Raw genomic sequence first — 12,562 nt, 5'->3', positions numbered from 1 at the left:
ACCACCCCGCACCCCTCCGAGAACCCCGTCCCATCCGCATCCTCCGAAAACGCCTTACACCGCCCATCCACCGCCAACCCCCGCTGACGACTGAACTCGATGAAGGTGGTCGGCGCGGACATTACGGAGACCCCTCCGGAGAGGGCGAGATCGGACTCGCCTCGGCGCAGCGATTCACATGCCAGATGCAGACTCACCAGCGACGACGAACACGCCGTATCCACCGTTACCGCCGGCCCCTCCAAACCCAGAAAATAGGAAATGCGCCCTGAAGCGACCGCCCCGTCGCTTCCATTACTCACGTATCCCATGAGCTCTTCAGGAACATCGTGTGCCCGGGTCGCGTAATCGTGGTAGATAAGACCGATGAATGCGCCGGTGCGGCTGCCTTTCAAGGAATGGGGGTCGATCCCGGCGCGTTCGATCGCCTCCCACGACGTCTCCAAAAGCAGACGCTGCTGGGGATCCATCGCCCGCGCCTCCCGCGGACTGATCCCGAAGAACCCCGCATCGAACTCCGCCGCCCCGTGCAGGAAACCGCCCTTGGTCGTATAGCTCTTCCCCACCGCATCGGGCGACGGATCATAGATCTCCCCCAGATCCCACCCCCGATCACTCGGGAAATCAGAGATCCCCGACCCGCCCTCGGCCAGCATCCGCCAAAACTCCTCCGGTGTCTCAACACCACCGGGAAAACGGCACCCCATACCGACGATCGCAACCGGCTCGCGCTCCCGAGATTCCAGATCCAAGAGTCGCTGCCGTGTACTGCGCAGTTCCGCCGTGGTTCGCTTCAGGTAGTCTACGAGTCGGTTGCTGTCGTCCATGGGAGCCTATCCCGCCATTCCGGAAGCGATCGGGTTCGTGGTCTTTTCACGGCCGGCCATGTATTCGAGCTGGTGAACTACATGGTTGGGGCGGGGGTCGTCCATCAGGTCCTTTTGCTTCACCCGAGCGTTCTCAGCGAACGACGGTTCTCCGATGAGGCGTATGAGCGCCTCGCGGAAACGAGACGGTGTGAAGTCTTCCGGCAGGATCTTCAATCCGATCCCGGATTCCGCTACCTTTTCGGCGAGTCCGCGCTCATCGAACCGCGGGTCGGTCGGGATGATGAGTTGTGGAACCCCGTTTGCCAGCGCGGTGCCGAACGTCCCTGTTCCGCCGTGGAAGATCACCGCCGAGCATGACTTCAGCAGGAAGTCCAGCGGCACGAAGCCGGGGAATCTGACGTTGTCCGGAGCGCTGACGCCGTCCGGGAGCAGGGACGGGTCCAGCAGGCAGATCAGATCGAGATCGAGGTCCTTGACCGAGTCGAACATCTCGTTCAACGCCAGGCTGGTGCTTCCGCCCCACATCTCCATGAAGGAGACGCCCATCGTCAGGCACACCCTCGGACGGTCGGGGGCCTCTGAGATCAGCCACTCCGGCACTGTTGCGGAAGAATTGTACGGAATGTAGCGGATCGGCAGGCAGTTTTGCCGCAGGGGGAAACGAGCCCATTCGGGCATCATGTCGATGGTCGCCTGGCCGAGGATGAGACTCTCATCGAATTCAAGACCGTATCTCTCCAGCTTTTCGGAGAGCCACGTCTCGATCGGGTCCACGAATCCTGGGGTCTTGTCCTTGGGCTCCGTGAACTTCTCCCACAGGCGGGCCCAGTGGTCGCGGCCGATCGTCATCCGCACGTGCGCGGCACCGCAGGCCTTTGCCGCAACCGGACCCGGGTAGGTGATGGAGTCCCAGATGATCAGATCGGGCTTCCAGGAACGGCAGAAGTCGACGAGCTCGTCGTACATCGACTCATCCGTAATGAGGTCGAGTGCCTGCGGCGAGGCGAATGCGGCCAGGCATCCGCGGATGTATTCCTGGGTGAGGACCTCGGGGCGCGATTCCGTCAGATCGAACCCCGATCCGAAGAACGTCTCCTCCACGGGAAGTGCCGCGAGCCGTTCGGCGATCTTGGCTTCCTGCCCGACCGGGTATCCGACCAGCCCCGTATTCGCGACTGCGGCCATGATGTCGGGCTGTGCCGCGACGACGACCTCGTGCCCGGCCGCCTTCAACGCCCAACCGAGTGGAACCATCAGGTTGAGGTGCGCGGTAGCCGCATGGTGAGTAAGGACGACACGCATTCGAATCTCCTCTTGGCCTATGCCCGCCGATACGGAATACGTGCGTTGGCGGCCGGATCACTCTGAGCACGGAATCCCCGAAGGTATTTCCATGCTGCATGAGTCCGCCCCGAACGGCGGAGCAAACCAACGCAAGGGCGAATGAACGGAAAATCCCACTTCGGCATCGGCTGGCACTCTATGGCGGGGGCACCGTCATTCCCGACCCCTAACCCACCCCTCTCGGCCTACTGGGGTCCGGCTGCCGGGTGCCCGGTGGCGCCGGCGGGGACGAGGGGACGTCGTGCGGCGGCGGGCCGCCGCGACCGGCATGACCCGAGGGCCTCGGTCCCGCCCCGGCCCCCGTTCGGCGCGGAGCCGCAACGGTTCCGGTCGGCAGGACGCCCTCTCGGTCGGGCCGACCGTGGGACCGGTGGAGTGAATACGAATTCGGCCGCCCCGCGGGGCCGGGCGGATTGCGGTCCCGGTGCGCTTCGGGCGGCAATGTTAACCGAAACGTGCGGCATTCACCTCGGACGTCCGTCGAACGGTTCCGCCGTACTCCAAATCAGTACATGAACGACATATGAATCGTTCTGTACCGTGCCGCTCCCCCGCCTTGCCAAGAATCGATATTCGTCACACATGCCTGTATCGACACAAGAAACATCACACGAACACGTACACAAAACATCACGCGTCCAAGTGGGACGTAACGTGCCATGAGACGCATCATGACCGTCAGGCGATGCACGTACAATCCATTGACCTGCCAGTATGATGCTCTTTCCGAGCTGATGAACGCTCGGCCTTGCAATCCACTTACTCTGTACGTATATTAATGAGTACATCGTACGGTAATTTACAGTGATCCTGACTCACGCCGTGCACTCATACACGTCACTGCTGCTTTTATCCTGGTCTCTGGGGCCACCGTCCAACAAACCCCAGATTGTCGGTTCATCATTCCCCGACCAAGCGCTCCTGCGGCTTCGCCGCATTCCGGCGCGCTGCCCGGGTGGCCGTGCCGTGCCACGCAATTTTCGAAATACCCGATTCGGGACGACAAGGAATACGGCGCCGACACCTCGCTTCATCCGGCCGCCACACTGCCAAGACGAAGGGGGCTTCCGTGGTCACCTCAAGCGACCTACGCACCGAAGACCAGATCCAGACCATGTACAACGAGCACTGCCGCAGCCTGATCGAGTACTGGAGGGGCGACCCGATCATGCACGGCGGCTACTTCGCCGACTCGGAGCCCGACGCGAGCTACACCACGGCCGCAAGGCACGCGTCCGCTCTCCTCGCCCGCGAGGCGATGATCGACGACGACTCCCGGGTCCTCGACATCGGCTGCGGCTTCGGGCACTTCCTCATGTTCATCGCGGAACGCTTCGACTGCGTCGGGGAAGGGCTGGACCTCAGCGAGGAGCACATCGAGTTCGCGAGCGCCAGGGCGCGCGGGAACCCGCGGCTCACCTTCCGGCAGGGCTCCGCCACCGAACTCCCCTACGCGCAGGGGTCGTTCACACACGTGACCAGCCAGGACGCGTTCTACCACATTCCGAACAAGGCCGCACTCTACCGCGAGATCTACCGGGTCCTCGCCCCTGGCGGGACCCTGGCGTTCCTGGACTTCCTCCAACCGTCCAAGGCGGCCCCCGACCAGGACCGCGAGAACACCTACGCCGCACTCGGCTGGACCGAGTCCTACTCGCTGCTGGAGTACCAGCAGATGCTGCAATCCGTCGGCCTGGAGATCGACCTCGCCCGCGACCTCGGCAGCCACGTCAAGCAGACGTACCACCTGCTCGGGAAGGACACCCAGCGGTACGCCGTCACCGCCCCCGACCCCGACGAGCAGCGCCAGCTGATGGACTTCGCCCGGGTGTGCGACGACGTCAAGAAGGGCGTCGACCGCCGCGAGATCAGCTGGGGAGTGATCGTCGCCCACAAGCCGACATCGGCCGGCGAGATGTGATGCCCGCGGCCGCGGCCGTGTGACACCCCACTGAACCCGCCTCAATTGAACCCGCCTCAATACAAGGGCCTGCTGATCCCGGTGCTGACGCGCCATCCGCACCGGGATCAGCAGGCCCTCTTCATGTGTCCGGCCGCCTGCCGCCGTCCGCTCCGGCCGTGTCGCACAGCCATGCCCTCGTGCTTTCGCCGACAGGGGAGCTAGCCGGGCCCGGTAGGGGTCTACAGCGAGGACCATCCCGCCTACCTTCGGTCACAGTTATCGCAACCGCAGGCGAGACCAGGTCCTGCGCGGGGGCCTGGCGAGGAGAGGCTGGTCGGCTTGTCCCGATCCCCCGTCACCAAGGGAACCCTGCCGTTCAGGCAGTACTCGGTCTGGTATCGGCTCACCGGAACGCTGGCTGGCGACCGGCCGGCCCTCGTCGTCCTCCATGGCGGACCGGGCAGCACCCATGACTACCTGATCCGGCTGGCGCGCCTCGCCGACGACGGCTGGCCCGTCATCCACTACGACCAGTTGGGCAACGGAGCCTCGACCCACGTTCCCGACGCCGAGCCCGGCTTCTGGACCCCGCAACTCTTCCTGGACGAACTCGACACCGTGCTGGGCCATTTCGGGGTCGGGTCGAACTACGTGCTGTTCGGGCAGTCGTGGGGCGGGCTGCTCGCCGCCGAGCACGCCGCCAGGCGGCCCGCGGGGCTCCGGGGGCTGGTCGTCGCGAACGCGCCGGCGTCGTACCCGCAGTGGCTGAAGGAGCTCGCGGTCCTCAGGGACCGCCTGCCGCCCGGGGTGAACAGCACACTGCTTTCGCACGAGCGCGCGGGGACGACCGATTCGCGCGAGTACTTCGAGGCCATGATGGTCTTCTACCGGCGGCACCTGTGCCGTTTGGACCCGTGGCCGAGCGAATTCACGTCCACTTTCATGGAGATCTACAGCAACCCCAACGTCTACCAGACGATGAACGGCCCGAGCGAGTTCCACGTCATCGGATCACTGAAGGACTGGGGGGTCGTTGACAGCATTTCCGCGATCAACGTCCCGACACTGCTCATTTCCGGGGTCCACGACGAAGTGACCCTTGAGTCGATGCGCCCCTACCACGACAGGATTCCCGACACCCGCTGGGAAGTCCTGGAGGATTCGAGCCACACGCCCCATCTGGAGGAACCAGAGAAATTCGATGCGGCCTTGATTGAGTTCCTCAAGAGTTTGGACTGAGAATCATGAGTTCCAGCCCGCTGACAGCTTTCGTATTTCCAGGAATGGGGCCCCTCGACAAGCAGGCGGTCGCCCACTACATGACCACCGGCCCTGAGGCCGCCGAGATCACCGCGGTGGCCGACCAGGTCCTCGGCTACCCGCTCCTGGAGCGGTTCCAGGAGACCGAGGGCGACTACAGCGAGGCCGGTCAGCTCACGTTCATGGCGGCGTGCCTGGCCCTCGCGGCGTGGGCCGGCAAGAAGCACGGCCGGCAGCCCGACTTCTGCGTGGGGCCGAGCTTCGGTGGGCGGGTCGCCGCCGTCCACTCCGGGGCCCTCCCCCTGGACGACGGCCTGTGGCTCGCGGCCGAGCTCGCCCGGCTCACCGCCGAGTACTTCGGGGAGGAGCACACCGACATCGTCACGCACTCCTTCGTCAGGGTCCCCGAACCGGCCTTGGCCGAGGTCCTGGCCGGGCTCGCCGACGCCGGCGAGTGGTACGACCTGGCCTGCGTGATCGACCACGACTTCTACATGCTGACGCTGCACGAGGCTGCGGTGGAGCCGCTTCAGGCGCGGCTGCGCGCCCTGGGCGGGCTTCCGCTGTACACGATGCGCCCGCCCATGCACTCTCCCGCGTTCGCGGCGCTCCGGGACCGGGTGGAGAAGGCCGTGTCCGGCCTCTTCTTCGCCGACCCGCACACCCCCGTCGTCTCCGACCACGACGGCAAGGTGCTCACGACCGGGGCAGAGGTCAAGGACCTGGTGCTCGACGGCTTCGTGCGCTCCGTGAACTGGCCCGACGCCGTGAGCACGCTCGTGCGGTCGGGGGTCCGGGACGCGATTGTGTGCGGCCCTGACGCGCTCTTCGGCAGGGTCGGCGTCACCCGCAAGAACCTCACCGTGACGCCGGCGACCCCGCAGGTAGCGGCGCAGGCGGCGGCGCGCGGCGGCTGACCCCCCGACCGCGGAGGGCCTGCCGCTGTGCGGGCCCCGCTCACCTCAGGGCGGACAACGTCCGCCACAGGCTTCCCGCGGTCTGGAAGGTCTCCAAGGTGAGGGCGTCGTCCTGAAAGCGGACACCGTAGTCCGCCTCGATCTTGGCGAGCAGCTCCACGATTCCCATGGAATCGAGGCCCGCGTCGAGGAGATTCGTGTCCTCGCGGATCTCCTCTTCCGCGGAGAAAAGCGGAAGGTACTGACGGACAGTTGACTCGAACGAGTCGTCCCAATCAAGCATGAATTCCCTCGCTGGTCGATATTCATTCAGCGGCACCGGACAGGATCATCTGCCCTTATCCTTCTGGAATATAACGATAACCAAGGATTTGCGCCCAGTCCACCCGTCAGAGCAAACACGCCCCGAATTCAGCAAGGGAATTCAAGCGAGAATCTGGATCGGCAACCCATCATGGAATGCTCCAATTCCCATGCCCTCTACTCCCGTTTCGCGCGCGGCCTGTCGCTCTCGCCGGACCGGCCCGCGTTCCATTCCGGCGGAGAGAGCCTCAGCTACGAACAGGCCCACCGCACTGCGCTGTCGTGGGCCGGCGCGCTCCTGGACCCGCACGGGAACCCGCCGAAGGCGGTCGGTGTGCTCGCCTCGACGGGCACCACCGCCAACGTCGGCGTCCTCGCGGCGCTGTACGCGGGGGCGGCGGTCGTCCCGCTGCGGCCGGACCACCCGTCGCCCCGCGTCATGAGCATGGCGGATTCGGCCGGAATCGACGCCGTCATCGCCGACCACCGTGCCACCGACATCGCGAAGAGGCTGCTGGAGGAGGCGCCGGACCTCCGCATCGTCGACCCGGCGGCGGTGGACGCGGCCGGCCGACCGCCGCTCGCCGAACCCCGTCCCGTCTCCCCCGACGACGTCGCCTACATCCTGTTCACCTCGGGGTCCACCGGCCGCCCCAAGGGTGTGCGCATCACCCACGCCAACACCCACCACTACTTCGGGTTCGTGGACGGCCGGTTCGACTTCTCCGGCGGCGACGTCTTCGCCCAGACCTTCGACCTCACCTTCGACTGCGCGATGTTCACCCTGTTCTGCGCGTGGGGGGCGGGCGCGACCGTGGTCGAGGTCCCGCCGTCGGCCTACCGCGACGTCCCCGGGTTCGTCGCCCGCCAGGGGATCACCGTGTGGTTCTCCACCCCGAGCGCGATCGCCCTCGTCCGCAAGGTCGGCCGCCTCACCCCCGGGGCGATGCCGGGCCTCCGATGGAGCCTCTTCGCGGGCGAGGCGCTCAAGGAGCGCGACGCCGCCGACTGGCTGCGCGCCGCTCCGGCGTCGACGCTGGAGAACCTCTACGGGCCCACCGAGCTCACCGTCACCATCGCCGCGCACCGGTGGGACCCGCGCACCTCCCCTGGTCTGTGCGTCAACGGCCTGTCCCCGATCGGCGACGTGAACGGCGGCCACGAAGCGGTCCTCGTGGACGCCGCCGGCGCGCCGGCGCACGACGAGGGGGAGCTGTGGATCCGGGGCCCCCAGTTGACCTCCGGGTACCTCGACCCGCGGGACGAGGACGGCCGCTACGTGCAGCGGGACGGCGCCACCTGGTACAACACCGGCGACCGCGTACGCCGTGCCGCCAACGGGGAAATGGTCTACCTGGGACGGCAGGACTCCCAGGTTCAGGTCCAGGGCTGGCGGGTCGAGCTGGCGGAGATCGACCACGCGGCGCGCTCCTGCCCCGCGGTCACCGAGGCGGTGACCGTCAGCACCGAATCCGCCGACCGCGTCCACCTGGTGGTCTTTTACACGGGGCGCCCGATCCCGCCGCCCGACTTCGCCGCCCACCTGGGCGATTCGCTGCCGTCGGGGATCGTTCCCAAACGGTACGTCCACATCGAGGAGTTCCCGATGAACTCCAACAAGAAGATCGACCGGGCCGAGCTGTCGAAGCGCGCCGCCGCCCTCGCCAATGGACAGGTGTGAGGCGCCCGCCGGCAGCCCGGAGTCCCGAAGCCCCCGAACCAGGCGCATCGGCACCGGCCGACGACCACCGCACCGCACGGTGTCCGGGCACGCCCCGGCGCCCGTAACGCACTACGGGCCGGCGCGGCGGACGCCGCGGAGCACACGCCGCCCTCCCCTCCCCCGTGCTTCGCCCGGGCGGGGAAAAGGGGGAAAGGTCCGCTAGGGGGATCGTAGGGGCAGACCGAAACAGCAGACCAGACGTAGTTTCACTTTCGCCGCGCATTCGCGGCGAACCGGCTATTCCCCTGAGGTCCGAACGGAGTAGGAATCCCTGCCAGATTCAGGAGTGCGAAATTGCGAGATTCAGGCGACGAATCCCAGCCCTCGCGTTCGGATCTTGTGCACCACATTCTGGATGATGCTGCCGCCGAATGCCCTGAGAACACCGCTGTGCGCGACCCCGCCGGAGCGTGGAGCTACGCACGGCTCGCAGACCTGAGCCGCGCCGCCGCACGCGGCCTCGCCGACCACGGCGTCGGCCGCGGCTCCCGGATCCTGGTCCAGGTGCCGAGCCGCAAGGAGGTCCTGCCGCTGCTCTTCGGCGCGTCGCGCCTGGGCGCGGCCCTCATCCCCCTCGACCCCGAACTCACCGACTTCCAGTTGCGCTCGATCTTCTCGGACGCCGAGCCCGCCCTGGCCGTCGGCGACTCCGGGCTGCTCCGCGCCGCCAAGGACCACGCGGTTCCGCTGTGCGAGTTCGACGCCGTACTCGGCGGGGACCCCGACTCCCCCGCTGCGGATCCGGTCGCCGCTCCCGCCGAGGGCGAGGCCGCCGACCTCGCCCTGCTCATCTACACCTCCGGAAGCACGGCCGCCCCCAAGGCCGTCATGTGCCCCCACTCCGCAGTCGTGTCCGCCGCCCGGGCCATCCACGCGGTCCTGGGCTACCGGCACGACGACGTCGTGTTCTGCCGCCTGCCGCTGGCCTTCGACTATGCCCTCTACCAGGTGTTCCTCGCGGCCCTCGGCCGCGCCGAACTCGTGCTCACCGGAGGCGGGCCCGACCTCGTGCTGGCCCGGCGGATGCGGGAGTGCGGGGCGACGGTCGTGCCGATCGTCCCGTCCCTCGGCAGCATGCTGGCGATCCTGGGCAAGCGCGCCCCCGGATCCGTGTCCACCGTGCGCATGTTCACCAACACCGGCGCCGCACTGCCCGCCGCCCTCATCGACGAGCTCCGCGACCACTACCCGGGATCCCGCGTCGTCCGCATGTACGGGATCACCGAGTGCAAGCGCGTGACGATCATGCCGCCCGACGAGGAGCGGGAACGCCCCCAGTCGGTGGGGCCGCCGCTTCCCGGGACCACGGTCCGCATCGTCGACCCCGACGGCCGCCCGCTCCCCCCGGGCGAGGTCGGCGAGATCACCGTCGCGGGCCCCAACGTGATGGCCGGCTACCGCAACGCGCCGGAGCTCACGGCGGCCGCCTACCGGCGCGATCCACAGACGGGCGACACCTACCTGCACACCGGCGACTACGGCTCCCTGGACGAAGACGGCTACCTGTACTTCGACGGGCGCCGCGACGACATCTTCAAACGGCGCGGCACCCGCATGAGCACCACCGAGATCGAGGCGGCCGCAACGGACATCCCCGGAGTGCTGGGCGCCGCGGTCCTGCCCCCCGACGGCGGCCGCGACCTCACCCTGTTCGTCGAGGGCGAGGTCGAACCGCTGGACGTCCTCCGCGAGATGGCCGTCCGGGTGGACCCCGCCAAGGTGCCGGCGGTCTGCCGCGTGCTGGCGAGCATCCCCCTCACCCCGAACGGCAAGCACTCCCGAAAGCACTTGGCCCGTCTACTCGAAGAAGGTGCAGGGTGACCACCGACGAAGAGTTCGCCAAGCAGTACGGTTCCCCGCTCTACGTCTACGACCTCGACCTCGCCGTGGCGGCCCGCGACGCGCTCGTCGGCGCGCTGCCTCCCGGCACGACCCTGTACTTCTCGTTCAAGGCGAACCCGCACCCCGCCATCGCCCGGGCGCTGCGCGAGGCCGGAGAGCACTCGTGCGCGGCGGAGATCAGCTCCGTCGGCGAACTCGCCAGCGCGGTCGAGGCAGGGTTCGCCGGAGCGGAGATGCTCTACACGGGCCCCGGCAAGACCCACGAGGAGATCGCCGTCGCGATCGACGCGGGCGTGCGGCGGTTCTCGGTGGAGTCCCGCACCGACCTGCTGCGCGTGGCGAACGAGGCGAGCGCGCGCAACGTGGTCGTGGACTGCCTGATCCGGGTGAACAGCGCCGCGGCGGGCGCATCGACGGGCATCCGCATGACCGGCGCGCCCTCCCAATTCGGATTCGACATCGAGCGGCTGCCCGACGACATCCGCCGCCTCGGGTCGGTGTCCTCGGTGCGCCTGTCGGGGCTGCACCTGTTCTCCCTCAGCAACGCCCGCGACGAAGCGGCGCTCATCGCCGAGTTCGAGCACACCATCGCCACGGCGGCGGAGCTGCGGGACCGCACCGGCCTGGGCATCGAATTCCTGGACATCGGCGGCGGCTTCGCGGCGCCCTACCTCACTCCCGGCGCCCGCTACGAATACCCCCGGCTCCGGGCCGCCCTTGAGGAGTCCCTCGATGCGCACTTCCCGCAGTGGCGGTCCGGCACCCCGCACATCGCCTGCGAGTCCGGGCGCTACCTCACCGCCGAATGCGGCCGCCTGATCTGCACCGTGGTCAACGTCAAAGAGAGCAGGGGCCGCAAGTTCGTCGTCCTGGACGCCGGCATCAACGTACTGGGCGGGATGTCGGGGCTGGGCCGGCTCCTCCCCACGTCCGTGGGGCTCGACGGGCCGCACCGGGTCGACCTCAACGGGGACCGGGCGCATTCGGAGAACATCACGCTCGTCGGGCCGCTGTGCACGCCCGGCGACATCCTCGGCCGCAGCGTCGACGTCCATGAACTCCGCCCGGACGACGTCGTCGCCATCCCCAATGCCGGTGCCTACGGGATGACCGCCAGCCTCACCCTGTTCCTCGGGCGCCCGATGCCTACGGAAATAACGGTCCGCGACGGAAAAGTCACATCGGTTTCCCGCGTTCACGCCGAGCGGAACTTCAGTTACCGGAACAACCCGTAACCGGTCGCTCCGGTCTCAGAACCATTCTTGTATTTCACTTTTTCGAGGATTCGAGGAGTAGCGCGGATGAGCCAGGATGGAAACCTCGGACTGGGAAGCAACGAGGCCGGCGGCGCGGAGCAGGGCGCGGTCGGGTCGACCGACCTTGCGCGCCGACTGTCCGAAGCCCCCCTGGACGAACGCCGCCGCGCAACCGTCGAGCTGGTCACCTCGACCCTGGCCGAGGTCCTGGAGTCGGTGCTCCCCGGATCGGCCGACGAGATCGCCGACGACCAGGGGTTCAAGGACATGGGCCTGGACTCCCTCGGCGCGGTGGAACTCCGGGACCGGCTGTCCGCGGACCTCGGCGCCGAACTCCCGGTGACCGCCGCGTTCGACCACCCCACTCCGACGGCCCTGGCCGAATTCGTGCTGAACGACATCCTGGAAGGGGCGGAACGGGGCGCCGTCGCGACGCATGCCGAGAAGGACACCGACGAGCCCATCGCCATCATCGGAATGGCATGCCGGTACCCCGGAGGGATCACCACCCCCGAAGAGTTCTGGGATTTCATCCACGAAGGAAAGGAATCGGTCTCCGACTTCCCCTCGAATCGGGGCTGGGACCTGGACCGCCTCTTCTCCGACGACCCCGACGCCCCCAACACCAGCTACGTCCGCCAGAGCCACTTCCTGCACGACTGCGACCAGTTCGACCCCGCCTTCTTCGGCATGAGCCCCCGTGAAGCGGTCGCGATCGACCCTCAGCAGCGTCTGCTTTTGGAGACGTCGTGGGAGGCGATCGAGCGCGCGGGGATCGACCCCCATTCCTTGAAAGGCAGCCGCACCGGCACATTCATCGGTGCCGAGCCCCAGGACTACGGCCCGAGACTGCACGAGGCCCCCGCCGACGTCGAAGGGCACCTCGTGACCGGAGTCGCGCCGAGCGTGATGTCCGGCCGAATCGCCTACACCTTCGGGCTCGAAGGTCCCGCCGTCACCGTCGACACCGCCTGCTCGGCTTCGCTGGTGGCGATCCACCTGGCCAGTCGCTCCCTCCGCTCCGGCGAATCCTCGATGGTGCTCGCCGGCGGCGTGACCGTGATGTCGACCCCCTCCACGTACACCGCCTTCAGTCGTCAGCGGGGGTTGGCGGTGGATGGGCGGTGTAAGGCGTTTTCGGAGGATGCGGATGGGACGGGGTTCTCGGAGGGGTGCGGGGTGGT

Annotated in this window: 10 protein-coding genes; 7 read left to right on the top strand and 3 right to left on the bottom strand. The window is 67.5% G+C overall.

Features of this window, described 5'->3' with window-relative positions:
- Both CLV63_RS32690 and CLV63_RS32685 read right to left on the bottom strand, forming a co-directional pair.
- A partial coding sequence (locus CLV63_RS32690; protein ID WP_211301597.1) for a beta-ketoacyl synthase N-terminal-like domain-containing protein occupies positions 1-827 on the bottom strand: 827 nt, incomplete at its 3' end.
- A 6-nt stretch (positions 828-833) separates the two neighbouring features.
- Positions 834-2,132, bottom strand: a complete 1,299-nt coding sequence (locus tag CLV63_RS32685; protein WP_106587122.1) for a nucleotide disphospho-sugar-binding domain-containing protein — start codon at positions 2,130-2,132, stop codon at positions 834-836.
- A 1,111-nt stretch (positions 2,133-3,243) separates the two neighbouring features.
- Between CLV63_RS32685 and CLV63_RS32680 the strand changes: the two genes are divergently transcribed.
- The 3 genes from CLV63_RS32680 to CLV63_RS32670 all read left to right on the top strand — a co-directional run bounded on the left by CLV63_RS32680 (position 3,244) and on the right by CLV63_RS32670 (position 6,254).
- Positions 3,244-4,095, top strand: coding sequence for a class I SAM-dependent methyltransferase (locus tag CLV63_RS32680; protein WP_106587121.1), 852 nt, complete (start codon positions 3,244-3,246; stop codon positions 4,093-4,095).
- Between the two features lie 321 nt (positions 4,096-4,416).
- Positions 4,417-5,316, top strand: coding sequence for a proline iminopeptidase-family hydrolase (locus CLV63_RS32675; RefSeq protein WP_106587120.1), 900 nt, complete (start codon positions 4,417-4,419; stop codon positions 5,314-5,316).
- A 44-nt stretch (positions 5,317-5,360) separates the two neighbouring features.
- Entirely contained in the window at positions 5,361-6,254 is an 894-nt protein-coding gene (locus tag CLV63_RS32670) for an ACP S-malonyltransferase (protein WP_211301596.1), read from the top strand.
- 40 nt (positions 6,255-6,294) lie between these two features.
- Here the strand turns inward: CLV63_RS32670 and CLV63_RS32665 are convergent, their stop codons facing one another.
- Positions 6,295-6,537, bottom strand: coding sequence for an acyl carrier protein (locus CLV63_RS32665; RefSeq protein WP_106587118.1), 243 nt, complete (start codon positions 6,535-6,537; stop codon positions 6,295-6,297).
- A gap of 171 nt (positions 6,538-6,708) precedes the next feature.
- Between CLV63_RS32665 and CLV63_RS32660 the strand changes: the two genes are divergently transcribed.
- The 4 genes from CLV63_RS32660 to CLV63_RS35100 form a co-directional block, all read left to right on the top strand.
- Complete coding sequence (locus CLV63_RS32660; RefSeq protein ID WP_106587117.1) at positions 6,709-8,238, top strand: AMP-binding protein; 1,530 nt, start codon at positions 6,709-6,711, stop codon at positions 8,236-8,238.
- Between the two features lie 381 nt (positions 8,239-8,619).
- Entirely contained in the window at positions 8,620-10,101 is a 1,482-nt protein-coding gene (locus tag CLV63_RS32655; RefSeq protein WP_106587116.1) for an AMP-binding protein, read from the top strand.
- Entirely contained in the window at positions 10,098-11,357 is a 1,260-nt protein-coding gene (locus CLV63_RS32650; protein ID WP_106587115.1) for a decarboxylase, read from the top strand. Before CLV63_RS32655 ends, CLV63_RS32650 begins: the two co-directional genes overlap by 4 nt.
- 66 nt (positions 11,358-11,423) lie before the next feature.
- A partial coding sequence (locus CLV63_RS35100; RefSeq protein ID WP_146165727.1) for an acyl carrier protein occupies positions 11,424-12,562 on the top strand: 1,139 nt, incomplete at its 3' end.

Origin of the sequence: Murinocardiopsis flavida, from assembly GCF_003014485.1 — a bacterium.
GTDB lineage: Bacteria > Actinomycetota > Actinomycetes > Streptosporangiales > Streptosporangiaceae > Murinocardiopsis > Murinocardiopsis flavida.
Note: the sequence above shows the minus strand (reverse complement) of the source record. Positions and strands in the feature narration are given on the sequence as shown.

What these genes read in the sequence shown, in the direction of transcription:
- CLV63_RS32685 (WP_106587122.1), bottom strand. Translation starts at nt 2,132, where the DNA reads ATGCGTGTCGTCCTTACTCACCATGCGGCTACCGCGCACCTCAACCTG.
- CLV63_RS32670 (WP_211301596.1), top strand. Translation starts at nt 5,361, where the DNA reads ATGGGGCCCCTCGACAAGCAGGCGGTCGCCCACTACATGACCACCGGC.
- CLV63_RS32665 (WP_106587118.1), bottom strand. Translation starts at nt 6,537, where the DNA reads ATGCTTGATTGGGACGACTCGTTCGAGTCAACTGTCCGTCAGTACCTT.
- CLV63_RS32660 (WP_106587117.1), top strand. Translation starts at nt 6,709, where the DNA reads ATGGAATGCTCCAATTCCCATGCCCTCTACTCCCGTTTCGCGCGCGGC.